Annotated in this window: 22 protein-coding genes; 9 read left to right on the forward strand and 13 right to left on the reverse strand. The window is 62.7% G+C overall.

Going from position 1 to position 24,001, the window contains the following annotated elements:
- Positions 1 to 13 precede the first annotated feature (13 nt).
- The 8 genes from QCE49_RS15765 (at position 14) to QCE49_RS15800 (ending at position 9,656) form a co-directional block, all read left to right on the forward strand.
- Positions 14 to 1,423 (forward strand): aspartate aminotransferase family protein, encoded by a 1,410-nt coding sequence (locus QCE49_RS15765; RefSeq protein ID WP_175981466.1) that lies wholly within the window; start codon positions 14 to 16, stop codon positions 1,421 to 1,423.
- A 43-nt stretch (positions 1,424 to 1,466) separates the two neighbouring features.
- Positions 1,467 to 1,964 (forward strand): Lrp/AsnC family transcriptional regulator, encoded by a 498-nt coding sequence (locus tag QCE49_RS15770; RefSeq protein ID WP_008346961.1) that lies wholly within the window; start codon positions 1,467 to 1,469, stop codon positions 1,962 to 1,964.
- 95 nt (positions 1,965 to 2,059) lie between these two features.
- The gene (locus tag QCE49_RS15775; protein ID WP_008346962.1) at positions 2,060 to 3,124 is read left to right on the forward strand and encodes a tartrate dehydrogenase; all 1,065 of its coding nucleotides are present in this window, start codon (positions 2,060 to 2,062) and stop codon (positions 3,122 to 3,124) included.
- 17 nt (positions 3,125 to 3,141) lie between these two features.
- A complete protein-coding gene (locus QCE49_RS15780) occupies positions 3,142 to 4,614 on the forward strand; it encodes an NAD-dependent succinate-semialdehyde dehydrogenase (protein WP_250458251.1) in 1,473 nt (490 codons plus the stop codon).
- The gene (locus QCE49_RS15785; RefSeq protein ID WP_250458252.1) at positions 4,611 to 5,591 is read left to right on the forward strand and encodes a M14 family metallopeptidase; all 981 of its coding nucleotides are present in this window, start codon (positions 4,611 to 4,613) and stop codon (positions 5,589 to 5,591) included. The genes QCE49_RS15780 and QCE49_RS15785 overlap by 4 nt, the downstream gene beginning before the upstream one ends.
- Before the next feature lie 742 nt (positions 5,592 to 6,333).
- Positions 6,334 to 6,678: a cupin domain-containing protein gene (locus tag QCE49_RS15790; protein WP_008346969.1), complete on the forward strand. Its 345-nt coding sequence runs from the start codon at positions 6,334 to 6,336 to the stop codon at positions 6,676 to 6,678.
- 196 nt (positions 6,679 to 6,874) lie between these two features.
- Positions 6,875 to 7,936, forward strand: a complete 1,062-nt coding sequence (locus tag QCE49_RS15795; RefSeq protein ID WP_008346971.1) for an ABC transporter substrate-binding protein — start codon at positions 6,875 to 6,877, stop codon at positions 7,934 to 7,936.
- Positions 7,937 to 7,943: 7 nt separating this feature from the next.
- Positions 7,944 to 9,656, forward strand: coding sequence for a GMC family oxidoreductase (locus QCE49_RS15800; protein WP_250458253.1), 1,713 nt, complete (start codon positions 7,944 to 7,946; stop codon positions 9,654 to 9,656).
- Here QCE49_RS15800 and QCE49_RS15805 read toward each other — a convergent pair.
- The 6 genes from QCE49_RS15805 to QCE49_RS15830 form a co-directional block, all read right to left on the reverse strand.
- Complete coding sequence (locus QCE49_RS15805; protein ID WP_250437408.1) at positions 9,644 to 11,071, reverse strand: aldehyde dehydrogenase family protein; 1,428 nt, start codon at positions 11,069 to 11,071, stop codon at positions 9,644 to 9,646. The two genes, QCE49_RS15800 and QCE49_RS15805, sit on opposite strands and share 13 nt — an antisense overlap.
- Before the next feature lie 20 nt (positions 11,072 to 11,091).
- Entirely contained in the window at positions 11,092 to 11,889 is a 798-nt protein-coding gene (locus tag QCE49_RS15810) for an ABC transporter permease (protein ID WP_250458254.1), read from the reverse strand.
- Complete coding sequence (locus QCE49_RS15815; RefSeq protein WP_008346976.1) at positions 11,886 to 12,797, reverse strand: ABC transporter permease; 912 nt, start codon at positions 12,795 to 12,797, stop codon at positions 11,886 to 11,888. Before QCE49_RS15815 ends, QCE49_RS15810 begins: the two co-directional genes overlap by 4 nt.
- The gene (locus QCE49_RS15820; protein WP_250458255.1) at positions 12,794 to 14,107 is read right to left on the reverse strand and encodes an FAD-binding oxidoreductase; all 1,314 of its coding nucleotides are present in this window, start codon (positions 14,105 to 14,107) and stop codon (positions 12,794 to 12,796) included. The genes QCE49_RS15815 and QCE49_RS15820 overlap by 4 nt, the downstream gene beginning before the upstream one ends.
- Positions 14,108 to 14,109: 2 nt before the next feature.
- The gene (locus QCE49_RS15825) at positions 14,110 to 14,823 is read right to left on the reverse strand and encodes an HAD-IA family hydrolase (protein ID WP_008346978.1); all 714 of its coding nucleotides are present in this window, start codon (positions 14,821 to 14,823) and stop codon (positions 14,110 to 14,112) included.
- Positions 14,824 to 14,895: 72 nt separating this feature from the next.
- A complete protein-coding gene (locus tag QCE49_RS15830; RefSeq protein ID WP_008346979.1) occupies positions 14,896 to 15,972 on the reverse strand; it encodes an ABC transporter ATP-binding protein in 1,077 nt (358 codons plus the stop codon).
- A 100-nt stretch (positions 15,973 to 16,072) separates the two neighbouring features.
- Here QCE49_RS15830 and QCE49_RS15835 point away from each other — a divergent pair, with 100 nt between their 5' ends.
- The gene (locus tag QCE49_RS15835) at positions 16,073 to 17,044 is read left to right on the forward strand and encodes a LysR family transcriptional regulator (RefSeq protein ID WP_008346980.1); all 972 of its coding nucleotides are present in this window, start codon (positions 16,073 to 16,075) and stop codon (positions 17,042 to 17,044) included.
- Here the strand turns inward: QCE49_RS15835 and QCE49_RS15840 are convergent.
- From QCE49_RS15840 to QCE49_RS15870, 7 genes are read right to left on the reverse strand one after another with little or no spacing between them, the layout of a single operon-like run.
- Entirely contained in the window at positions 16,958 to 17,374 is a 417-nt protein-coding gene (locus tag QCE49_RS15840) for a helix-turn-helix domain-containing protein (protein WP_175981448.1), read from the reverse strand. The two genes, QCE49_RS15835 and QCE49_RS15840, sit on opposite strands and share 87 nt — an antisense overlap.
- A complete protein-coding gene (locus QCE49_RS15845; protein WP_250458256.1) occupies positions 17,371 to 18,540 on the reverse strand; it encodes an FAD-binding oxidoreductase in 1,170 nt (389 codons plus the stop codon). The genes QCE49_RS15840 and QCE49_RS15845 overlap by 4 nt, the downstream gene beginning before the upstream one ends.
- Positions 18,537 to 19,925, reverse strand: a complete 1,389-nt coding sequence (locus QCE49_RS15850) for an NAD(P)/FAD-dependent oxidoreductase (RefSeq protein WP_250458257.1) — start codon at positions 19,923 to 19,925, stop codon at positions 18,537 to 18,539. Before QCE49_RS15850 ends, QCE49_RS15845 begins: the two co-directional genes overlap by 4 nt.
- Positions 19,910 to 20,224, reverse strand: a complete 315-nt coding sequence (locus QCE49_RS15855) for a (2Fe-2S)-binding protein (protein ID WP_008346985.1) — start codon at positions 20,222 to 20,224, stop codon at positions 19,910 to 19,912. The genes QCE49_RS15850 and QCE49_RS15855 overlap by 16 nt, the downstream gene beginning before the upstream one ends.
- On the reverse strand, positions 20,221 to 22,068 hold the full coding sequence (locus QCE49_RS15860; protein WP_250458258.1) for an ABC transporter ATP-binding protein: 1,848 nt from the start codon (positions 22,066 to 22,068) through the stop codon (positions 20,221 to 20,223). The genes QCE49_RS15855 and QCE49_RS15860 overlap by 4 nt, the downstream gene beginning before the upstream one ends.
- Positions 22,065 to 22,997 (reverse strand): ABC transporter permease, encoded by a 933-nt coding sequence (locus QCE49_RS15865; RefSeq protein WP_250458260.1) that lies wholly within the window; start codon positions 22,995 to 22,997, stop codon positions 22,065 to 22,067. Before QCE49_RS15865 ends, QCE49_RS15860 begins: the two co-directional genes overlap by 4 nt.
- Positions 22,994 to 23,950 (reverse strand): ABC transporter permease, encoded by a 957-nt coding sequence (locus tag QCE49_RS15870; protein WP_008346990.1) that lies wholly within the window; start codon positions 23,948 to 23,950, stop codon positions 22,994 to 22,996. The genes QCE49_RS15865 and QCE49_RS15870 overlap by 4 nt, the downstream gene beginning before the upstream one ends.
- Between the last annotated feature and the right edge of the window lie 51 nt (positions 23,951 to 24,001).

Consider the following 24,001-nt stretch of genomic DNA (forward strand, 5'->3'; position numbering starts at 1 on the left):
AGAGAGCCGCATCATGTCGATCAAGTCGCTTGTCGAGTCCGACCGTAAGCATCTGATTCATCCAGTCGTCAGTTATCGCGCGCATGAAGCGCGCGGCGTCACCGTGCTCGATTCCGCCGATGGCGTGTTCCTGCGCGACATCGAAGGCCGCGAACTGCTCGATGCGTTCTCCGGCCTGTGGTGCGTGAACACGGGTTATGGACACGCGAGCATCGTCGAGGCCGCCGCGAAGCAGATGGCGAAACTGCCCTACGCCACGGGCTATTTTCATTTCGGCTCGGAGCCTGCCATCGAACTCGCCGCGAAGCTCGTCGAGCTCGCGCCTGCTTCGCTGCAACATGTGTACTTCACGCTCGGCGGCTCCGATGCCGTCGATTCCGCGCTGCGCTTCATCACGCACTACTACAACGCGACGGGCCGTCCGTCGAAGAAGCATTTCATCGCGCTGCAACGCGGCTATCACGGATCGTCGTCGATCGGCGCGGGCATGACCGCGTTGCCTGCGTTCCATCGCAACTTCGATTTGCCGCTGCCGACGCAGCATCACATTCCTTCGCCGTACGCGTACCGCAACGATTACGCCGATGACGCCGCGCTCATCGCCGCTTCGGTGCAAGCGCTCGAAGCCAAGGTCGCGGAACTCGGCGCGGACAACGTCGCCGCATTCTTCTGCGAGCCGATTCAAGGCTCGGGCGGCGTGATCGTGCCGCCCAAAGGCTGGCTGAAGGCGATGCGCGAAGCGTGCCGCAAGCTCGATATCCTCTTCGTCGCGGATGAAGTCATCACGGGCTTCGGCCGCACTGGCCCGCTCTTCGCGTGCGAAGGCGAAGGCGTCGAGCCCGATCTGATGACGGTCGCGAAGGGACTCACCGCGGGTTATGCGCCGATGGGCGCGGTCCTCATGTCCGATGCGGTCTACCAGGGCATCGCGGATGGCGGAGATGTGTCGGCGGTCATCGGTCATGGACATACGTATTCGGCGCATCCGGTGAGCGCAGCGATCGGCCTCGAAGTGATGCGGCTGTATCACGAAGGCGGCCTGCTCGCGAATGCGCAATCGCTGGCGCCGCGTTTCGCGCAAGGGCTCGATGCGTTGCTCGATCATCCGCTCGTCGGCGATTCGCGGCATCGCGGCTTGCTCGGCGCGCTCGAACTCGTCGCCGATAAAAACAGCAAGCGCGGCTTCGATGCATCGCTCAAGCTGCCCGACCGCATTGCCGCCGCAGCTTATGCAAACGGCCTCGTGTTCCGCGCATTCGGCGATAACATTCTCGGCTTCGCGCCCGCGCTTTGTTATACCGAAGCGAACTTCGACATGCTGTTCGAGCGCCTCACGAAGACACTCGACGATGTACTCGCGCAAAGCGACGTGCGCGATGCATTGAAAGGCGCATCGGGCTTTAGTTCGCGCGCGGCTGCGTGATAACATCGACCGACCGCCGACATGCGAGACCGAACCCGCCGCGATGAGCACCGACAGCAAGCTGGACCGAATCGATCTGCGTATCCTCTCGCAATTGCAGAAGCGCGGGCGCATCACGAACGTGGAACTCGCCGATGCGGTCGGCCTCTCGCCCAGCCCTTGCCTGATTCGCGTGAAACGGCTGGAAAAGGCGGGTTATATCGTCGGTTATGGCGCGCAGATTCAGCTCGAAAAGCTCGGCGACGTGCAGGTGGTCTTCACCGAAGTCACGCTCGCCGATCATCGCCGCGAAGACTTCATCAACTTCGTGAATGCCGTGAAGGATGTCGACGAGATCGTCGAATGTCATCTCGCGAGCGGCGGTTACGACTATTTGCTCAAGTTCGTCACGCGCAGCGTGAGTCACTATCAAAGTATTATCGAAGGGCTGCTGGAGCGCGGCATCGGCATCGAGAAGTACTTCAGCTACGTCATCATCAAGACGTCGTTCGTGAAGACGCATTACCCGCTCGAAACGCTCTTCTCGCAGAACCATCACTGAGGCGCGCGCCTCTCATTCTCATGCATTCAACGGACGCACGCGCTTTATGCACGTGCGTGCTTTTTATCGTCGATCATTTTCACGCGGAGTAGCACATGTCCAGCAAATATCGTATTGCCGTGATTCCGGGCGACGGCATCGGCAAGGAAGTGATGCCCGAAGCAGTGCGCGCGCTCGACGCGGTGAGCAAGCGCTTCGGTATCGAACTGGAGTACCGGCATATCGAATGGGCAAGTTGCGATTACTACGCGCAGCACGGCCAGATGATGCCGGACGACTGGAAGGCGCAGTTGCAAGATGCCGATGCGATCCTGTTCGGCGCGGTCGGCTGGCCCGATACCGTTCCCGACCATATCTCGCTGTGGGGCTCGCTGCTCAAATTCCGGCGCGAGTTCGATCAATACATCAATCTGCGCCCCGCTCGTCTTTTCGATGGCGTGCCCTCGCCGCTCGCGAATCGCAAGGCGGGCGATATCGACTTCATGATCGTGCGCGAGAACACCGAAGGCGAGTATTCATCGGTCGGCGGCACGATGTTCGAAGGCACCGAACGCGAGTTCGTATCGCAGACGTCGATCTTCACGCGCAAGGGCGCGGAGCGCGTGTTGAAGTTCGCATTCGATCTTGCGCAAAAGCGCGAGAAGAAAGTTACGGTCGCAACTAAAAGCAACGGCATTTCGATCAGCATGCCGTGGTGGGATACGCGCGCCGCCGAAATCGCCGCGCAGTATCCCGAGATCAAGTGGGACAAGCAGCACATCGACATTCTTTGCGCGCGCTTCGTACTGAGCCCGGATCGCTTCGATGTGGTCGTCGCCACCAATCTCTTCGGCGACATTCTTTCCGATCTCGGTCCGGCCTGCACGGGCACGATCGGCATCGCGCCTTCGGCCAACATGAATCCGGAGCGCAACTTCCCGTCGTTGTTCGAACCGGTGCATGGCTCCGCGCCGGATATCGCGGGCAAGGGCATCGCGAATCCCGTCGCGATGATCTGGTCGGCGGCGATGATGCTCGACTTCCTCGGCGAACGGGAAGCACACGATGCGATGCTTGCCGCGATCACGGCGGTATTGAAGGAAGGTCCGCATACGGGCGATCTCGGCGGCAAGGCGAAGACGACGGAAGTCGGCGCGGCCATTGCGCAAATGCTCGCCTGACTTTTCTGGAGACCATCATGACGCAACGATATGAACTGAGCGATCTGATTCGCGCCGATAACTTCATCGACGGCAAATGGGTTGCCGCTGCAAGCGGCCGACGCTTCGCCGTCACCGATCCCGCGACGGGCGACGTCATCGCGCAAGTGGCCGACAGCGGCCCCGCCGATGCCCGCGCCGCCACCGATGCCGCCGCGCGCGCCTTCCCCGCGTGGCGCGATACGCTGCCGAAAGATCGCGCCGCGGTCCTGCATCGCTGGCACGCGCTGATCGTCGAGCATGCCGATGCGCTCGGACGTCTCATCTCGCTCGAACAGGGCAAGCCCTTCGCGGAAGGCCGCGGCGAGGTGATGTACGGCGCGTCTTACGTCGCGTGGTTCGCGGACGAAGCCACGCGCATCTACGGCGACATCATTCCGCAGCAGCAACGCGGCAAGCGCATGAGCGCGGTGAAGGAACCGGTCGGCGTCGTCGCTGCGATCACGCCGTGGAATTTCCCGCTCGCGATGATTGCGCGCAAGATCGCGCCCGCGCTCGCGGCGGGTTGCACGGTCGTCGGCAAGCCGGCCGAAGATACGCCGCTCACGGCGCTCGCGCTCGTGATGCTCGCCCATGAAGCGGGCGTGCCGGCGGGCGCGTTGAATCTCATCAGCGCATCGCGCGAAAACGCGCAGGACGCGGTCGCCGACTGGCTCGAAGATGGCCGCGTGCGCAAGATCACCTTCACCGGCTCGACGCCGGTGGGCAAGTATCTCGCGCGGGAATCGGCGGGCACGTTGAAGAAGCTGTCGCTGGAACTCGGCGGCAATGCGCCTTTCATCGTATTCGACGATGCCGATCTCGATGCCGCCGTCACCGGATTGATGGCATCGAAATTCCGCAATGGCGGACAGACTTGCGTGTGCCCGAATCGCGTCTATGTGCAGTCGTCCGTGTATGACAAGTTCGCTGACCTGCTCGCGAAGCGCGTCGCCGCATTGAAAGTTGCGCCTGCAACTGATTCCGATGCGCAGATCGGCCCGATGATCAACGCGCGCGCGGTCGAAAAGATCGAGCGTCATGTAGACGACGCGTTGAAGCGCGGCGCACGCGCGCTGACGGGCGGCAGGCGTCTCGCGGAACTCGGCCCCAACTATTACGCGCCGACCGTGCTCGCCGATGCAACGTCCGACATGCAGTTGAGCTGCGAAGAAACCTTCGGCCCGGTCGTGCCGCTGTTTCGCTTCGACGACGAAGCCGAGGCGATCCGCGCCGCCAATGACACGCCTTTCGGCCTCGCAGCGTATTTCTATAGCCAAAACCTGAAGCGCATCGATCGCGTATCGCGTCTGCTCGAATCGGGACTCGTCGGCATCAACGAAGGCGCGATCGCGAGCGAGGCCGCGCCGTTCGGCGGCGTCAAGGAATCGGGCTATGGTCGCGAAGGCTCGAAGTACGGCCTCGACGATTACCTCTCGATCAAATATCTCTGCCAGGGCGGGCTCGAATGAACGCGCATTCCAACGCATACCCGATCGAGATCGCGTTCCCCGATATCGGCGCGCATGCCTCGGGCAACGCGGGCGTGCCGTATGTGCATACGTTCGATTCGGGCATCGACGGTCCGCATGTGATGATCAACGCGCTCACGCACGGCAACGAAGTGTGCGGCGCGATCGTCGTCGATGCCTTGCTGCGTGCCGGACTGCGCCCGTGGCGCGGCAAGCTCACGCTCGCGTTCGCGAACGTCGATGCTTACGCGCGTTTCGATGCGAGCAAGCCCGATGCATCGCGCTTCGTCGATCAGGACTTCAATCGTGTATGGACCGCGCAAGCGCTCGATGACATGTCGCGCGATTCGAGCGAGCTGCGCCGCGCCCGCGCGATGCGGCCCGTCATCGATACGGTGGACCTCCTGCTCGATCTTCATTCGATGCACGAGAAGAGCAAGCCGTTGATCGTCGCGGGACCGCTCGATAAAGGCATCGACTTGTCGGCGAGGCTCGGCACGCCTGCGACCGTGATCTGCGACGAAGGTCATCCGGAAGGACGGCGCATGCGCGATTACGAAGGCTTCGGCGATCCTTCGAGCGACAAGAACGCGTTGCTCATCGAATGCGGACAGCACTGGGAAGCGAATGCCGTGACCGTCGCGCGCGACGTGACCGCGCGCTTTCTTTTGCTATCCGGCGTGATCGACGAAGAAGACTTGCCCGCCGGATGGGTTCAGCCATCGCCGCAGGAAATGCTCGTTGTCCGTGTGACGGAACCGGTCGTAGCCAGGAGCATGGACTTCCGTTTCGCCGATGCCTACACGGGGCTCGAAGTGTTTCCGAAAGCGGGCAGCGTGATCGGCTGGGCGGAGGGCGTTGCGGTCGAAACGCCCTATGACGATTGCATGCTCGTGATGCCGTCGCTGCGGCAGTTGCGTCCGGGCGTGACGGTCGTGCGGCTCGGCAAGGTCGAACGGCGCATTCGAGCTGTTTAGAACCGTGGCAGGTGGTTTGGCTCGTTGAAGCGCTGTTCTACGGTTGTGATGTGAGGTCGCCGGATCCCGTGTACTTGTCGGTCTATCAGCACTGCCCCTGTGCGGGGCGGCACTCACTTTCTTTGCTGCTGCAAAGAAAGTAAGCAAAGAAAGCAGCTTTTCAGGCCCGCGGTCACACGCAATTTGGGTAGTCCTCTCGTCACAGACGGCACTCGCCTAAAGAGTGCCCTCAAACACCTAATCGGGCGTGGCTCGCGCACGGTCTGCCGCCCGAATACGTTGAGCGCGCTGGTTCAGCACGAAACAGCTTCGGCACAGCGCTACGCGCTGCCGCCGGGTATGCAAGGGAAACCAACGTCCGGCGAAGGCGGCGAGATGGAGACGTTCTTAGAGAAGCACGCGCATTCCCGATGGACCCATCGGCCGCGAAGCGGGCTGGAGCTATTTGGTGCTGAACCAGTTTGTTGGGTGGTGCGATGTGGCAGACCGTGCGCGAGCCAAGCCCGATGGGGCCTATGAGGGCACTCTTTAGGCAGCCCACGAACGACGAGAGGACTACCCAAACTGCGTGTGACCGCGGGCGTATCGGGAGCTGCTTTCTTTGGTTACTTTCTTTGAAAGGGCCAGAGTAAGCGCTAAAGCGCTAACTCTGGTCGACGGCAAAGAAAGTGACTGCCGCCCCGCACAGGGGCAGTGCTAATAGACCGACATCACCCAAAACCATCAAGAGGCAAGAAAGCAAATGAAAGTACAGCAACTCAAACAGAGCATAGCAATCGAAGGACTGGAAGACTGGGGCACGGCGGGACTTCCCGGCACGCAGGAAATAAAGATATCCGGCGTGCAAAAAGTGATTCCCGGCAGCGAAGCAATCGATACGGGCGTATTCGAATGCACGCCGGGCACGTACCGGCGTTCGGTGAAGGAAGCGGAGGTCATGCATTTTCTGGCCGGCCGTGGCCGCTTCACGCCCGATGGCGAGGACACGATCCACTTCACCGGCGGTGATACGCTCTTCTTCGCGGCGAACACCGAAGGCACATGGGAAGTCGATGAAACCATGCGCAAGGTCTACGTGATCTTCTGAACGTGCATCGGACGTGGCCATTGCGCTGACATAACATCAGGTCATGGTCACTCCAACAATTCCGGCGTTGCCCCCGCGTATTTGACTCAATATATTTTTAGTCATCCGCGCGCCGTCCTCGTCTTCGCTCGAAGCCGGACGGGACCGCGATCTGCAGGACGTCCACTGCTTCAATCTTGTCGAGGAAAACGCCGTGATGAAGATTGCAAGATTCCGCTGTCCGCACTTTCCCGTTCGTCCGCTGGCCATGACATTGCTGCTCTCCATCGCGAGCGCGGCGCCGTCGTTCGCAGCGGGCAAGATCACGTTCGTATCGCAAGGCGGCGCGTATCAGGAAGCGCAAACCAAGGCGATTCTCGATCCCGCCGCGAAAGAGCTCGGCATCACGATCAACCAGGACAGCATTCCGGATGCGTGGCCGCAGATCAAGGCGCAAGGCTCAACCGGCAAGCCGATCTGGGACGTCGTCGATACGCCCACGTCGAACTGCTTGCGCGGCGGGCGCGAAGGGCTGCTCGAAAAGCTCGACTTCTCGAAGTTACCCAACGCCGCAGCCATTCCCGAAAAATACCGCACGCCCTATTCGGTGGCGTACGAGTTCTATTCGACGGTCATCGGCTATAACAAGAAGTCGCTGAAGAAAGTGCCGCAAAGCTGGAAGGACTTCTGGGACGTCAAGAACTTCCCCGGCACGCGCGCACTGCGCAACGATCCGATGACGGTGCTCGAAGCCGCACTGCTCGCGGATGGCGTGCAGCGCGACAAGCTCTATCCGCTCGACGTGGATCGCGCGTTCAAGAAGCTCGAAGAGATCAAGCCGAACGTCACGGTGTGGTGGACTTCGGGCGGACAGTCGGCGCAATTGCTGCACGACGGCGAAGTCGACATGACGATGATCTGGAACGGCCGCGCGAGCGCCGTAATGAAGGACAATCCGGATGTCGCCTTCACGTTCAACGACGGCATTTTGCAGAACACGCAGCTTTGCATCCTCAAGAACGCGCCGAACATGAACGAAGCCGTACGCTTCCTTAACGCGGCCGTATCGCCGGAATTGCAGGCGAATCTGCCGCTTTATATCGATTACGGTCCGGGCAATCCGGCTGCATTCAAGACCGGCAAGATCACCGACAAGCGCGCATCCGAATTGCCGAGCGCGCCCGCGAATGCGGCGAAGCAGGCGTTGCTTTCCGAAGAATGGTGGGCTTCCGAGTCCGGCATTCAGGCGAAGGCGCGCTGGCTCAAGTTCATGCAATAACGCCGACGTGTTCGACTTTCTGATTCTTGGCGGCGGCTCGGCCGGCTGCGTGCTGGCCGCGCGCCTTTCCGAAGATGCGCGCGCGACCGTGTGTCTCGTCGAAGCGGGCCGCGACATCTCCGCGCGCACGATGCCCGATGCCATCCGCAGCCGCTATCCGGGCCGCGCATATCTCGACACGCGCAACATCTGGCAGGCATTGAAAGCGCGCATGAGCGAACGCGCCGCGCTGCGACGCTATGAACAGGCGCGGCTTCTCGGCGGCGGCTCCGCGATCAATGCGTTAATGGCCAATCGCGGCTCTTCATCCGATTACGATGAATGGGAAGCGCTTGGCGCCGATGGCTGGAACTGGCAAGCGTGTCTGCCCTACTTTCGCAAGCTGGAAACCGATTGCGATGTCACCGGCCCGCTGCACGGCAGCGATGGCCCGTTACGCATTCAACGCACGGCATGGCCGCGCATTTCGCCGTTCGTGCGCACGGTGCTCGCCTCGCTTGCCGGCAGCGGCCACGCCTTGCGCGACGATCAGAACGGACCTTGGGAAGACGGCACGTTCATCGGTGCGATCGCGGTCAGCGCGAACGGAGAACGCATACCGACCTCGGTTTGCTATCTCGACGATGCCGCGCGCGCTCGCAGCAATCTGACGATACGCACCGGCGATGTCGTCGAATGCATTCTGTTCGATGGCAAGCGCGCGATCGGTGCGCGCATCGTTCGCGCCGACGGCACGCGTGAAGACTTGCGCGCGCATCGCGTGATCGTATCGGCGGGCGCGATTCACAGTCCCGCATTGCTGATGCGAAGCGGCATCGGCCCCGGCGATGAACTCGCCGCGCTCGGCATCGACGTAGTGGCCGATCGTCCCGGCGTCGGGCGCAATCTGATGGAACATCCTTCGATAGCGGTCTCCGCGTTTTTGCCGCGCGCCGCACGCACGCCGTTTCCGGATGAACATCACGAGCAGGCGATCGTGCGCTTTTCATCCGGCCTGGCCGACACCGTTCAAGGCGACATGCACGGCGCGATCCTGTCGCGTTCGGGCTGGCATTCGGTGGGTTATCGGCTGGGCACGATCTTCTTCTGGGTCAACAAGTCCTATTCGCGCGGACGCGTCACGCTGGCATCGGCGAATGCATTCGATGAACCCAACGTCGACTTCGCGATGCTCTCCGATTCCCGCGATCTCGAACGGCTCAAGCTCGCGCTGCGTTTCGGCGCTGCAACGCTTGCATCGGCTTCGATGGATGCGATCTTTCCATCGAGCTATTCACCGCGCGTTGCAGCGGTGGCGGTGCCGGGAACATGGAATGCGCTCCAGCGCGGCGCGTTGAGCGCGCTGCTCGATATCGCCGGGCCGTTGCGTGGTGCGTTGATCAAAGGCGTCGTGACGCAAGGCATCACGATCGACGAACTGCTCGCCGACGATCGAAAGATGACCGAGTTCGTCATGCGCCATGTCGGCGGGACATGGCATCCGTCGGGAACGTGCCGCATGGGTTCATCGAGCGATCCGCTGGCCGTGACCGATGCGCGCGGCGCGGTGCATGGCATCGAAGGTCTGCATGTATGCGACGCGTCGTTGATGCCGTCGATTCCATGCGCGAATACGAACGTGCCGACGATCATGATCGCCGAGCGCGTGGCGGATGCATTGCGCGGCACGGTCCTCGACAAGCATGAACCGGCCGCGCACGCCGTGACTCAGGCGCCGTAACCCACGATGCCCTTCACTTCGAGAAACGCTTCCAGTCCCCACTCGCCATATTCGCGCCCATTGCCCGACTGCTTGTAGCCGCCGAACGGCGAGCCCGGATCCCACGCCGGATAGTTCACGTAGACACTGCCCGCGCGCATTCTCATCGCCACGCGGCGCGCGCGCTCCTGATCCTGCGATTGCACGTAAGCCGCCAGGCCATAAGGCGTGTCGTTCGCGATGGCGATCGCTTCTTCTTCATCGCGATACGGCATGATCGCGAGCACCGGGCCGAAGATTTCCTCGCGCGCGATGGTCATCGAAGGATTCACGTTAGCGAACACGGTCGGCTTCACGTAATAACCGCGTTCGAGTCCAGCGGGACGCCCCGCGCCGCCCGTCACCAGTGCAGCGCCCTCTTCTATGCCGACATCGATCATCCGCTGCACGCGTTCGAACTGCACGTCGCTGACGACGGGGCCCATCGTCGTCGCCGGATCGCTCGGTGAGCCGACGCGCTGCTTCTGCGCCGCGCGCAACGCGATCTGCACCACTTCGTCGTGCCGCGATGCGGGCACGAGCATTCGCGTCGGCGCATTGCAGGATTGACCGCTGTTGCTGAAGCACGAATTCACGCCGGCCGTGACGGCTACTTCGAAATCGGCATCGTCCAGCAGGATGTTCGCCGACTTGCCGCCGAGTTCCTGATGCACGCGCTTCACTGTCGGCGCGGCCAGCTTCGCGATCTCGATGCCCGCGCGCGTCGATCCGGTGAACGACACCATATCCACATCCGGATGCGCGCTCAATGCCGCGCCGACGGTCGGACCATCGCCATTGACGAGATTGAAGACGCCTTTGGGCACGCCGGCCGCATCGATGATTTCGGCGAAAAGCACGGCGTTCATCGGCGACACTTCGCTCGGCTTCAACACCACCGTGCATCCCGCCGCGAGCGCAGGCGCGACCTTGCAGACAATCTGATTGATCGGCCAGTTCCACGGCGTGATGAGCGCGGCCACGCCCACGGGCTCGTGATTGACGAGCGTCGTGTTCTTCTTGCGTTGCCATTGAAAGCGTTCGACCGTGCGCAGCGTCTCTTCGATATGACGCTTGCCGAGCGCGGCCTGCCATGCATGAGCGAGCTTCGCCGGTGCGCCGATCTCGCGCGAGATGACATCGGCCATCTCGTCGTAACGCGCGACATACGCTTCGAGCAAACGCTCGAGCAACGCAACGCGCTCTGCGACGCTCGCCCGTGAAAACGATGAGAACGCACGCCGCGCCGCCGCGACCGCGCGATCGACATCGCGCGCATCGCCGAGCGCGACCTCGCCGATCGCTTCTTCAGTCGATGGATCGATGACCGGCAAACGTGTATCGCCGTACGGTTCGACCCATTCGCCGTCGATATAGAACTGCTGTAGATGTCGCATGGCTTTTCGTTGTGAAAGATTCAGGCTCGCGCCGCAGCCGAAGATCGCCGGCTCACGACGACGACCATCACGAGACACAAGGTCAACGCCGTCAGCATCGTGCTGATGGCGGCGATGGTCGGATCGATTTCATCGCGCAGCGTGACGAACATGCGGCGCGTGAGCGTCTGATTGTTGCCGCCCGAAATGAAGAGCGCAACGACGGTTTCATCGAGCGCCTGAATGAACACGAACACGGCACCCGAGATCACGCTCGCCTTGATCTGCGGCAACGTCACCGCCATGAACGCGCGAAAGCGATTCATGCCGAGACTGCGCGCGACCATCTCCTGCGTGCGATCGAACGTGCGCAAGTCCGCGCCGACGGAGATGAGCACATACGGCAGGCCGAGCATCGTATCCGCGATGATGAGACCGCCAAGCGTGTTCACATAACCCATCTGCGTGAAGACGAAGAACACGCCCACTGCAACGATGATGATCGGCACCATCAGCGGCAGCATCAGCAATGTGCGCAGATAGCGCAACGACCAGTGCGATCCGTACTGGATGCCGTATGCCGCCGCGATGCCGACCGGCGTCGCGATCAAGGCCGCGCACGTCGAGGCCGCAAAGGTGGTCTTCGCCGCATCGATCCACGCGGGATTATAGAAGAACGCGTGATACCAGCGCAACGAATACGCAGGCGGCGGAAACGTGAGGAAACGCGCATCCGAGAAAGACAGCGGCACGACGATGACCACGGGAATCATCAGAAACGCGAGAATCAGCATCACCGATGCACCGAGCGTCACGCGGCCGAACGATAAGGTATTCATTTCGCCCCCAGTGTCTTTTCGAGCGGAATCACGCGGCTCACGCAATAGAAGATCGCGCACACGCAAATAAGCAGCACCACGCTCACCGAGCTTGCCGCGCCCCAACTGTTGTAGATCTCGACGTTGCGGCTCACGATCATCGAGACCATCATCGACTTGCCGCCGCCCATCAGCTCGGGCGTGATATAGAAGCCGAGGCACAGCACGAAGACGAGCGTGACGCCCGCGAGCACGCCGCTCATGGACAGCGGCAGAAACACGCGCAAGAACACATGCAGCGGCGAACCGCCGAGACTCGCACCTGCTTGCGAGAGATTCGGCGGAATCTTCTGCATCGCGGAGTAGAGCGGCAGCACCATGAACGGCAACAGGATATGCACCATCGCGATGATCGTGCCGAACTGGTTATACGAAAGCTGCAAGGGGCGCTCGATCAGACCCATGCCGAGCAGCGCCTTGTTGATGAGACCGGTGCGTTGCAAGAGCACGAGCCACGCATACGTTCGCACGAGCACGCTCGTCCAGAACGGAAGAATCACCATGCCGAGCACGAGCGCGCTCCATCGCGGCGATATCGATGCCGCGAAATACGCGACAGGATAGCCGAGCAGCAGCGTAATCGCCGTCACGATGAAACTGAGCTTGAACGTCAGCAGAAAGGTGTCGAGATAGGCACCGGTAAAGACACGCTTGTAATTGACGAGCGAGAACACGCCGTCGTGATAGAACGATTGCCACGACAGCCACGCGAGCGGCACGACGAGCAATACGACGACCACGAACAGCGCGGGCGCCATCAACAGCAGCATCGCGCGGTCTTCGCGTCGCTGATGCCGCACCGATGGATCGATCGTCGCGGGTTGCATCACGGCGGGGTCCTGGAGAATCCGTTTGGCTGTCGTCATCATGCACCTACTGCATCGAGGAACTGATACCACGCAGCGACGAGCCGCACACCCGGCGCGCGCAACGCATGAAACGGTACGGGCCGCAAGCCGTCTTGCGCGAGCAGCGCGAGTTCGGGCTTCTCACCGAGCGCAAGCGCAGCGGCATGCTGACCGATCAGGCTCGCCATCGCGACACCCGCGCCGTTATAGCCGAGACAGAACGTGGTCGCATCGTCGCTGCGGCCCACGTGCGGCAATGCGTTGAAGGTCATGCCGACATATCCCGACCAGCGAAATTCCACCGGCACGTCCTTCAATTGCGGAAAGAGCGCGACCATCGCGCGTTGCAGCGCATCGAAGCCGGTCGGCTCGCCTTCCTTGCCGAACGCGTCGCGGCCGCCGAACAACATGCGGCCATCGACCTTGCGGAACCACTTCATCATGCGGCGCGTTTCGGTGTAGCTGCGGCGGTTCACCATCAACTGCGCATCGAGTTGCGGAGATAAGGGCGCGGTCGCGATCATCGCGCTTCTGAACGGCACGAGCTCGCGATGATATGAAGCGGTTGCCTCGGTCAGATTCGAATAGGCGTTCGTCGCGACGATGACCTGCTTCGCGCGCACCGTGCCGCCGGGCGCCGTCAACAGCACGCGGCCGTCCTGTTCGCGCGACATGTCGATGACAGGCGTCGCTTCGTAGATCGGCACGCCGCGCGCGATCAGACCGGCCGCGATGCCGCGCACGTATTCGAGCGGCAGGATCGTGCCCGCGTCCGCGCTCAACACGCCGCCGACGAAGCCCTTCGAGCCTGTCTCATGTTCGACTTCAGCACGAGATTGCACGCTCATGGACGTATCGTTGAGCGTCGTGCGAACCCAGTCCGCCTCGGCGCATATCGATGCGAGCGCACGTTCCGTATGCGCGCAACGCAGGCTGCCCGTATGTTCGAAGCGCGCGCGTTCGAGCTTGAACTCGTCGACGAACGCCTCGACGGTGCGCACGCCATCGTGCGCGAGCCGATGCATGCGCTTCGCGACATCGATGCCATGCGTGCTCGCGATCGTCGGAAACGAGAGACGAAACTTCGACGACACCACGCCGCCATTGCGTCCGCTTGCGCCCCAGCCGATCGGATTCGCATCGAGCACCGCGCATTCGACGCCGCGCTTTTGCAGCGCATACGCGGCGCTCAAGCCCGAATAGCCCGCGCCGATGATCGCCACTTCGACATCGATATCGCGTGCGAGCGGTGCGCCGGTGCTCATCGGCGCGGCTATCGCCCGCCACAACGAGTCCGGTTGCGGGCGCAGCGGTGTCGTCGGGGCGCGCATGGTCAGGCGGCGGCGCGGAGTTCGTCGTCGACGGCATCCGCGAGCGCGGCGAGCGTCGCGAACTTCCACGTCGGCGTCGTCACGCTCTCGGGCACGGGTGTCGCGCCGAAGCCCTTCATGCCCTGGCGCCGCTCGATCCAGCATGTCGAATAACCGAGCTTCGTTGCGATGCCGATGTCGTGATACTGGCTCTGCGCCGTATGCAGGATCTCTTCGAACTTATAGCCGAACGCCGCCTGACGTCCACGGTTATAGGCAAAGAATTGCGGATCGGGTTTGGCGACGCCGGTCTCATCGCAGCAGACCGTATCGTCGAACGGATTGCCGAGCGTGTGAGCATAGGCCGACAACGCAACGCGATCCGCGTTGGTCATCGCGACAAGACGAAAGTGCTTGCGCAGACGCTTCAATGCCGCGACCGAGTCTTCGAATGCGGGCCATTCGAGCACATCGCGCTGGAATGCCGCGGCGGATTGCGCATCGTCGGGCAAGCCGAGTTTGCTCGCGAGATGCAGATACACGTTCGCCATTTCATGACTGGATCTGCCCGGATACTTCGCGCGCCCTTCCATGTACGGCTCGAAGATCTGATCGTCGGTCAGGTCCTTTGCCTTCGCTCCGCCCAGCCGGCGCACGGAATCGAGCACGCCCTTTTCGAAGTTGATCAGCGTGCCGACGACATCGAAGGTCAGGACCTTGAAATCGGTGAGATTCATTGCGTCATCCTTTACGGGTTGCGTATCTACGTTTGCAGTCGAAATCGCCCGTGCACAGGCGGTGAGAAGAAATCAGGCCGACACGACGATCGTGTCTTGCGGATCGAGCGCGACCGTCATCGATGCGCCCGGCTCGGGGATGCGCTTGCGCGCGTCGTGGCTGCCGGGTTGCCGAAGACTGATCGCCGTGCCGTCGGCGAGCGCGGCGAACACGCGCAGGCTCTCGCCTTGATAGAGCACTTCGGTCACGCGGCATGAAAGACGGTTCGCATCCGCATGACGGTTCTCGCCGTCGATGACGAGCTTTTCCGTTTGCACCGCGAGCAATAGCTTCTCGCCGCGCGGCAATGGATGCGCGGTGCGCAGAATCGTATCGCCGAGACGCACGGCATCGTCGCCGGCGCGCGTGACATCGAGCATCGTCGCTTCGCCGATGAAGCTCGCGACGAACGCATCGCAAGGACGGTCGTACAGGCGCTCGGGTGTGTCGATCTGCACGAGCCTGCCGTCCTTCAACACGGCGACGCGATCGCTCATCGTGAGTGCTTCGCGCTGGTCGTGCGTCACGTTGACGATGGTCGCCCCGAGCTGCCGATGCAGCCTGCGCAATTCGATTTGCATGGTCTCGCGCAGTTGCTTGTCGAGCGCGGACAACGGCTCGTCCATCAGAATGAGTTGCGGTTGAAACACCATTGCGCGGGCAAGCGCCACGCGTTGCTTCTGTCCGCCCGAAAGCTGATGGATGCTGCGGCTTTCATAACCTTTGAGTTCGACCATGGCGAGTGCTTCGGCGACGCGCTTCGCCCATGTCGATTTCGGCTCGCGCCGCGCACGCAGCGAGAACGCGACGTTCTCGCCTACCGTCATGTGCGGAAAGAGCGCGTAGTTCTGAAACACGATGCCGATATCGCGCTTGTGCGGCGGCGCAAATGTAATGTCACGCTCGCCGACCCACACGCTGCCCGAGCTCGGCTGCACGAAGCCGCCGAGAATGCCGAGCAGCGTCGTCTTGCCCGAGCCAGAAGGCCCGAGCAGCGAGACGAATTCGCCCGGCGCGATATCGAGCGATACGTCATCGAGCGCCGTCACCGCGCCATAGCGCTTCGTCGCGGACCTGATCGACACTCCCGTTTTAGCGCGTGCGTCCATGTCGTTCGTCTCGTCGGAAATAGAGGGGTTGGGAAAATACTAAGTCGCGATGTTTTTGACGGCAATTCCAAAATTGTTGGATCGGGCATAACATGAAGTCATGCCAAACCTTCGCAAGAAACTGCCGAGCGCCAATGCGCTTTTCGTATTCGAAGCGGCCGCGCGCTGCGGTAATTTCACGCGCGCCGCGCAGGAGCTTTATGTGAGTCAGCCCGCGGTGAGCCGCATGCTCGCGCGCATGGAGGACCATATCGGCGTGCGGCTTTTCGAGCGCGTGCGCGGCGGCATCGAACTCACGGAGAGCGGCGAGATTCTTTATCGCAAGATTTCCGAAGGCTTCAGCGGCATCGAAAGTGCGATCCGCGAAATCGAGGCGCGCGCGACGGGCATCGAGACCGTCACGCTTTCCGTATCGACCGGCTTCACCACGCATTGGCTCATGCCGCGCATGAGCCGTCTGAATCAGGCGTTTCCATCGGTCGATCTGCGGTTTCAATTGATATCGGGGCGCATCGGCGGGCCGCTCGTCGATGTCGATCTCGGCATGCGCTTTGTTCACGACGAAGAGATCGACGAGCACGCGGTGCTCGTGATGCCCGAGATGCTCTTGCCGCTTTGCAATCCGCGTTATCACGAACTCGCAGAGACCGATGCGGCGCGCGCGCATGGCGATACCGTCATCGTGATGGACGATGAAGAACGCGGCTGGCACGAGCGTTTTCATGCGTTCGCTTCAAAGGAGCGCCATGCAGCGGGCATGTTGCGTTTCAACGATTACGCGATCGTCGTGCAGGCGGCGTTGCTCGGACAAGGCATCGCGCTCGGATGGCTCAACGTGACGTCGCACTGGCTCGCGCAAGGCGCGCTCGTGCCCGCCGAAGAAGAACTGGTGGTCACGAGCCGGCGTTGCTGTCTGCTCACGCCGCCGAACAAGTCGATGCGGCCCATCGTCGCCAGCGTGCGCGAATGGATCATCCAGGAAGCGCTAAGCGACATGCGCTCCGTCGAAAGCAAATACCCGCGGCTGGGCTTGCGTGACGCGCTTGCCCAGACCGGCATCGAGCTCGGCTGAGCGCGCTTTTCTGCGCGCGCGCTCGACGAACGCGCTCGGCGTCATGCCGCACAGGCGCTTGAAATGCCGCGCCAGATGACTCTGATCGAAGAAGCCCACTTCCGTCGCGACGACCGATCCCGGCACGCCCGCGAGCAATAACGTCTGCGCGCGCCGCACGCGCAACTCGCACAGGTACTTGTACGGCGAAAGTCCGAATTGCTCGCGAAACACGGTCGCGAAGCGCGACACGCTCAGCGCCGAAAGATCCGCGAGTTGCGCGAGGCTCACGGTCTTGTCGAAATTGGCTTCGATGTAGGCGAGCGCGTCGACCAGATTGGCTTGGCTCATGGCGAAGTCTCGGAGGTAAGCGATTGCGCGTGCGTCGACGAAGCGCGCTGAAATCGTCTGATGGAAAACGAAGAAAGATCGATCGGCGTGCTGCCCGCATCGAGCAATTCGGCAAGCGTCTCGCCCACGCCCGGTCCGATCTGAAAGCCCGATCCGCTGAAGCCGAACGCGTAGAACAGGCCATCGGCCTTCGAACTCGGACCGATCACCGGCTCCGAATCCGGCAGATAGCTTTCCACACCGCTCCACACGCGAATCACATGCAGCGGGCGCATCGCGGGCACCATGCGGCGGAACTGCGCCAGTTGCGCGACGGTGTTCTCGGGCAGGACGGAAGCGCGTCGCGTGTCTGCGTCCGCGGGTCCGGGCGGTCCGCCCCCGAGCACGATATTGCCCCGCTCCACTTGCCGGAAATAAACGCTCTCTTCCTTGATCGACGTGTACACGCCCATCGAAGCCTTGAACACGTAAGGCACGGGTTCGGTCACCGCCATTTGCGGGCCGCGCGCGACGAGCGGCACGGGTTCGCCGAATTGCGTCGATAGCGTATTGGCCCACGCGCCCGCGCAAATCAGCACTTGCTCCGCGCGATACACATCGCCCGCCGCGCTTTCCACGCGAAAGCCGCCCGCTTCCTTTTCTACGCGCACCACTTCCGTGCTCTCGACGACGCGCGCGCCGAGCCGCGCGGCAGCACGCCCGAACGCGGGCGCGGCAAGACGCGGATTCGCGTGGCCGTCGAGCGGCGAGATGGATGCGGCGATCACGTCGCGGCCCAGAAAAGGAAAGCGCTCGAACATGGCCGCGCCTTCGAGCACTTCTAGATCGAGGTCGTAAGCGCGCGCATCGGCGGCATAGCGATGAAAGTATTCCGCGTCATGCGCGTGATAGCACACCCGCGTATGCCCCGATGGCAAGAACTCGACATCTTCGCCGAGCAGTTCGCGGGAACGCCGCCACGTTTGCAGCGCGCGATTCGACATTGCGAGTTGCTCCAGCGCGCGGCCTTGGCGACGCACGCCGCCGAAGTTCACGCCGCTCGCCTGTTGTCCGGTCAAGCCGCGTTCGAGCAGGATCACGGAACGCTTGCGACGGCGCAAAAAGAAAGCGGTCGTCGTGCCGACGATGCCCCCGCCGATCACGATCACATCGGCGCGCTCGTTCATTCGCTGGTCTCCAGATCCTTGTGCGGCGCGAGCGCCATGGGCAGAGGTTTCACCGGTGCCTGCCCGCGCAAGCGGCCGACCGCTTCCAGCGGCACGCGTGCTTCGGCTGCAATGACTTCCGCGCCCGCATGTGCGCAGAAGCGGCCCTGGCATCGGCCCATGCCGACGCGCGAAAAAGCCTTCGCGCGATTCGCTTCCTTCGCGCCCATGTCGTTCACGACGCGCCTCAGGTCGCCTGCCGTTATCGCTTCACATCGGCACACGATGGTTTCATCCGGCAAGGCGGCGGCAAAGCGCGCGGGCCACGGAAACGCGGTGCGCAAGCCGGAAGCAAAACGCGTGAAGCGATTTAGTTGCAAGCGCAACTTGTTGGCTTCGTCTTCGCTGCACGTCATGCCGATGTCCTTCAACGCCGCGAGCGCCGCAAGACGTCCCGCGCGCTCGGCGGCATCCGCGCCGCGCACGCGCGCGCCATCGCCGGCAAGATAGATGCCTTTCACGTTGCTGCGGCCATCCACATCGGCGATGGGAAGCCACTGTTGCAACGCCTGATCGAAGCGGAACTCGCAGCCCGCGAGATCGGCTAGCTGTGTTTCAGGGCGCAAGTGATAGCCGAGCGCGACGGCATCGCATCCGACTTGCAGCATCGCGCCATCGGCTTGCCTGACGCGCACGCCTTGCACGCCATGCTCGGGCGTGCCTCGAATCTCGACCGGCGTGATGCCGCGATGAACCGGCACGCGCGCATCTTTTAGCACGCGCATCAACGCGACGCCCTTCCTTAACGCCGATGGAATCGCGAGCAGTTGCGGCAACGCGCGCAGACGCTGCGCGAACGTCGATGTATCGAGCACCGCACTTACTGTCGCGCCCGCCTTCACGTATTGCGCGGCGACGAGATAGAGCAACGGACCGGTGCCCATCATCACGACGCGCGAACCGATCGCGCAGCCCTGCGATTTGAGCGCGACCTGCGCGCCGCCGAGGCTATACGCGCCCGCGTGATGCCAGCCGGGAACGGGCATCAGCCGATCGGTCGCGCCGCTGCAAATGATGAGCGCATCGAACGCGAGCTTGCGATGACGCGTGCTGCTCACCGTGTGCAGTGCATTCGGCTCGATGTTCCAGACGAGCGTATCGGGCACGTAGTCGATCTTCGGGCGCAACGCATCGAACGCATCGTGCAATGCACGCGCGCGCGTTGCTTCCGTACCGTACAAGGTCTCGTACGTGCGCTTGAATCCTTCCGGCTGACGACGATAGATCTGCCCGCCGTCGCGTCTGCCTTCATCGATAACGACGGGACGCAAGCCCGCTTCGACGAGCGCCTGCGCCGCACGCACGCCCGCCGGTCCTGCGCCGATCACGATCACAGTCGCGGCCATACGCCCTCCTGCGCTTCTGCAAGACGCGTGACGATCGACATGCCTTCGGCCGCCTGCGTCGTGCACGCGCGCACGCGCTCGCCGTTAGCGGTCCACACCCAGCAGTCCTGGCATGCGCCCATTACGCAGAAGCCCGCGCGGCGGCCATCGCCGAACTCGGAGTCGCGCAATGCTTCCTGCGATGTGAGCAGCGCGACCATCAGCGTGTCGCCTTCCGCTGCGAGCGCACGCTTGCCGTCGATGACGATCTCGAACGTCCTGCGTCCTTTCTCGGCGACTCTCACGAAGCGTCCGCTCATGCCGTCACCGTTTCCATCGACTGCATGCGGGCGAGATCGTCGGCGCTGTGATGACACAGGATGTGCGCGCCCGAAGGCAAAGTCTTCTTCGCGGGCGGCGTCACGTTGCACTTGCCGTCGATGCGCGCCGCACAGCGCGAACGGAAGCTGCACAACTCGGGCGCATCGCTTTCCGGACCGAGCGCGGGCAATGCGCCGAGCGCCATCGCACGACGTGAATCGAGCCAGCCGGGACGCAACGCAGGAACCGAATCGACGAGCAAGCCCGTATAAGGGTGATACGGCGGATGCGAAAGCGCATCGCGCTGGCCCGCTTCGACGCACTGGCCCGCATACAGCACGATGACTTCATCGCAGATGGCGCGCACGGTCGAGATGTCGTGGCTGATGAACATGTACGACACATTCAGTTCGCGACGCAGCTCGGCGAGCAGATCGAGAATCGCCGCGCCGACGACCGTATCGAGCGCGGACGTCACTTCATCGCAGAGAATGAGCTCGGGATTCGCCGCGAGCGCGCGTGCAAGATTCACACGCTGCTTCTGCCCTCCCGACAGGCCGCCCGGCTGACGCTTCGCGATCGATGCAGGCAGCTTCACGAGATCGAGCAGCTCCAGCATGCGCTTTTGCGCGGCCGCGCCCCGCAGACCGTGATAGAAGTTCATGGGCCGCGCGAGAATATCGGCAATGGTGCGGCTCGGGTTCAACGCGGTATCGGCGTTCTGAAACACGATCTGCACGCGACGATATTGATCCAGCGTGCGTTCCGATAGTTTCGCTGGCAACGACTTGCCGTCGAGCAGCACGTCGCCGTGCGCGCGATCGACGAGACCCGCGATCACGCGCGCGAGCGTCGTCTTTCCCGAGCCCGATTCGCCGATCACGCCAAGCGTGCTGCCGCGCGCGATCTTCAGGCTCACATCATCGAGCACGCGCACGGCGGGCACGCCGTTCGCATCGATGCGTCCATAGCCCGCGCTCAGATTGCGGATTTCGAGCAGCGGCACTTTGCGTGCATCGTCGGGCGTTGCGCGTTCCACTTCGGGACGGCGCGTTGCCGCGAGTAACTGGCGCGTGTACTCGTCGGCCGGCGCGTCGAGCACTTGCGCGGTCGCGCCGTTCTCGCGCACGCGTCCACCGTTCAACACGACGATGCGATCCGCCATCTGCGCGACGACCGCGAGATCGTGCGACACATACACGGCCGTCGTGCCCAGCTCGCGCACCACGCCCTTGAATGCGGCGAGCACTTCGATCTGCGTGGTCACGTCGAGCGCGGTGGTCGGTTCATCGAACACGACGACGGCGGGATCGGTGATCAGCGCCATTGCCGCCATCAAGCGCTGCAACTGGCCGCCAGACACCTGATGCGGATAACGATCGCCGATGGTCTCGGGATTCGGCAACGCGAGCGAACGAAACAGGCTGATCGCTTTCTCACGCGCGACAGCGGGCGTCATGAGTTTGTGCAGCAGCGCGGGTTCCGTGACTTGATCCATGATCGTGCGCGCCGGATTGAAGCCCGCCGATGCGCTCTGCGCGACATACGCGACGGTGCGCGAACGCAATGCGCGACGGCCCTTCGCGTCGAGCGACAACACATCGGTATCGCCGATCTTCACCGAGCCGCCCGCGATAGAACAACCGCCGCGCGCATGACCGAGCAGCGCGAGCGCGATGGTCGTCTTGCCCGATCCCGACTCGCCGATCAGCGCGAGCACTTCGCCCTTCTTCACCGTGAAGTCGACGCCCTTCACGATCTCGACGACGGGATCCGGCGCCGCGCCAGCAACGACGCGCAAGCCTTTCACTTCGATCATGTTCGTGCCTGTGTTCGATGTCATTGGCCGCCTCCATGCGAACGCGCGCCATGACGACGCAAACTGTCGATGAGCAGATTCACGCCTACAGTCAGCGTCGCGATCGCGACTGCCGGCATCAGCACCGCGGGCGCGCCTTCCGCCAGCCCGCCGATGTTCTCGCGCACGAGCGAGCCCCAGTCCGCGTTCGGCGGCTGCACGCCGAGACCGAGAAAGCTCAGGCCCGAAAGCAGCAGCACGATGAACACGAAGCGCAGGCCGAAGTCCGCGAGCATCGGGTGAATCATGTTGGGCAGCACTTCGACGCGTGCGATATAGAAGAGCTTCTCGCCGCGCGCCTTCGCGACCTGCACGTATTCGAGCGTCATGATGTTCACCGCGAGGGAGCGCGAGATGCGGAAGGCACCGGGGATATAGGCGAGTGCGGCGACCATCATCAGCATCGGAATGGACGAGCCGAATGCGGCAATCACGACGAGCGCAAGAATCTTGCTCGGGATCGAAATGAGCGCATCGAACAGGCGGCTCAGCGCTTCATCGACCCAGCGTCCCGACACGGCGGCCACGAGACCGAAGAACGTGCCGATGACGCTCGCGGCCACCGTCGCGGCGAGCGCGAGGCCGACCGTGTATTGCGTGCCGTAAAGAATGCGGCTCAGCATGTCGCGGCCGAGATAGTCGGTGCCGAGCAGATGTGCCGCGCTATACGAGCCGAACACTTCCGTCGATGTGAACGCGCCGCCTTTATAAGGCGCGACAACCGGCCCGACGAACGCGACCACGAGCCAGAAGACGACGATGAACAGACCGATGAGACCCAGCACCGAAAAGCGGTTGACGAGGCGGCTCATGAGGCCGCGCCTGACGACGACGGGCGCTTGCTCCTGCGGGGCATCGGCGGGCGGCTGATCGTATAGCACGGTCGTGGCGTGAGAAGTGACGTTCCGATTCATCGTTGACGCAGCCTCGGGTTGGAGACGATCTGAGCCAGATCGGCGATGAGCACGAGCGCGAGATAAGCCGCGCAGAACACCATCACGCAGCCTTGCACGAGCGGCATGTCGCGATTGGTGACGGCGTCGACCATGAGGCTCGCAAGACCGGGATAGTTGAAGATCGATTCGACGATCACCACGCCGCCGAACAGATACGAGAGCGAGAGCGCAACCGCATTTGCAATCGGCCCGATGGTGTTCGGCAATACATGCCGCAACACGACGCGCATGGGCGAGGCGCCTTTCAGCACCGCCATCTCCACATACGAAGCGTTGAGCTGATCGAGCACCGCCGCGCGCGTCATGCGCGCCATCTGCGCGACGATCACGCAGCAGAGCGTCATCACTGGCATCGCATAGGTCCGCACGAGCGCGCCGAACGACGATACATCCGACAGATACGACAACGCCGGCAGCCAGCGCAGCTTCACCGCGAAGATCAGCACCGCGATGGTCGCGACGAGAAACTCGGGCACCGCCACCGTCGAAAGCGTGAGCACGTTGAGCACGCGATCGACGAGCGAGCCGCGATACATCGCCGAGAGAATGCCGATGAACAACGCGATCGGCACCGACACCAGCGCGGTCAATCCCGCGAGCACGAGCGAATTCGGCAGACGCGTCGAGATGAGTTCACTGACCGGCAGATTGTTCGACAGCGACGTGCCGAAGTTGCCCGTCACCACATGCAGAAGCCATTGCAGATAACGCGTGACGGCAGGCTGATCGAGGCCGAACTGATGCCGCAGCGCGGCCACCTGTTCGGGCGTCGCCGCCTGACCGAGCGCCTGTTGCGCGGCATCGCCCGGCAAGAGACCGGTGATGCCGAACACCACCATCGACACGATCAGCAGCGTGAGCAGCGCGAGGCCGAGGCGCGCGGCGACGAGTCGTTGCGCATGAGCTTTCATCGGATAAACGCCTCTCTCTCGTTGAAGGTTTGACTGCGCGCGCCATCGGAA

Source organism: Caballeronia sp. LZ008 (assembly GCF_031451435.1).
GTDB lineage: Bacteria > Pseudomonadota > Gammaproteobacteria > Burkholderiales > Burkholderiaceae > Caballeronia > Caballeronia zhejiangensis.

Coding starts and splice junctions, on each gene's coding strand:
- QCE49_RS15830 (WP_008346979.1), bottom strand. CDS start 15,972: ATGGACGCACGCGCTAAAACGGGAGTGTCGATCAGGTCCGCGACGAAG.
- QCE49_RS15865 (WP_250458260.1), bottom strand. CDS start 22,997: ATGAATCGGAACGTCACTTCTCACGCCACGACCGTGCTATACGATCAG.
- QCE49_RS15810 (WP_250458254.1), bottom strand. CDS start 11,889: ATGAATACCTTATCGTTCGGCCGCGTGACGCTCGGTGCATCGGTGATG.
- QCE49_RS15845 (WP_250458256.1), bottom strand. CDS start 18,540: ATGAACGAGCGCGCCGATGTGATCGTGATCGGCGGGGGCATCGTCGGC.
- QCE49_RS15805 (WP_250437408.1), bottom strand. CDS start 11,071: ATGCGACATCTACAGCAGTTCTATATCGACGGCGAATGGGTCGAACCG.
- QCE49_RS15850 (WP_250458257.1), bottom strand. CDS start 19,925: ATGGCCGCGACTGTGATCGTGATCGGCGCAGGACCGGCGGGCGTGCGT.
- QCE49_RS15785 (WP_250458252.1), top strand. CDS start 4,611: ATGAACGCGCATTCCAACGCATACCCGATCGAGATCGCGTTCCCCGAT.
- QCE49_RS15775 (WP_008346962.1), top strand. CDS start 2,060: ATGTCCAGCAAATATCGTATTGCCGTGATTCCGGGCGACGGCATCGGC.
- QCE49_RS15855 (WP_008346985.1), bottom strand. CDS start 20,224: ATGAGCGGACGCTTCGTGAGAGTCGCCGAGAAAGGACGCAGGACGTTC.
- QCE49_RS15870 (WP_008346990.1), bottom strand. CDS start 23,950: ATGAAAGCTCATGCGCAACGACTCGTCGCCGCGCGCCTCGGCCTCGCG.
- QCE49_RS15770 (WP_008346961.1), top strand. CDS start 1,467: ATGAGCACCGACAGCAAGCTGGACCGAATCGATCTGCGTATCCTCTCG.
- QCE49_RS15835 (WP_008346980.1), top strand. CDS start 16,073: ATGCCAAACCTTCGCAAGAAACTGCCGAGCGCCAATGCGCTTTTCGTA.
- QCE49_RS15790 (WP_008346969.1), top strand. CDS start 6,334: ATGAAAGTACAGCAACTCAAACAGAGCATAGCAATCGAAGGACTGGAA.
- QCE49_RS15840 (WP_175981448.1), bottom strand. CDS start 17,374: ATGAGCCAAGCCAATCTGGTCGACGCGCTCGCCTACATCGAAGCCAAT.
- QCE49_RS15825 (WP_008346978.1), bottom strand. CDS start 14,823: ATGAATCTCACCGATTTCAAGGTCCTGACCTTCGATGTCGTCGGCACG.
- QCE49_RS15815 (WP_008346976.1), bottom strand. CDS start 12,797: ATGATGACGACAGCCAAACGGATTCTCCAGGACCCCGCCGTGATGCAA.
- QCE49_RS15780 (WP_250458251.1), top strand. CDS start 3,142: ATGACGCAACGATATGAACTGAGCGATCTGATTCGCGCCGATAACTTC.
- QCE49_RS15765 (WP_175981466.1), top strand. CDS start 14: ATGTCGATCAAGTCGCTTGTCGAGTCCGACCGTAAGCATCTGATTCAT.
- QCE49_RS15795 (WP_008346971.1), top strand. CDS start 6,875: ATGAAGATTGCAAGATTCCGCTGTCCGCACTTTCCCGTTCGTCCGCTG.
- QCE49_RS15820 (WP_250458255.1), bottom strand. CDS start 14,107: ATGCGCGCCCCGACGACACCGCTGCGCCCGCAACCGGACTCGTTGTGG.
- QCE49_RS15860 (WP_250458258.1), bottom strand. CDS start 22,068: ATGACATCGAACACAGGCACGAACATGATCGAAGTGAAAGGCTTGCGC.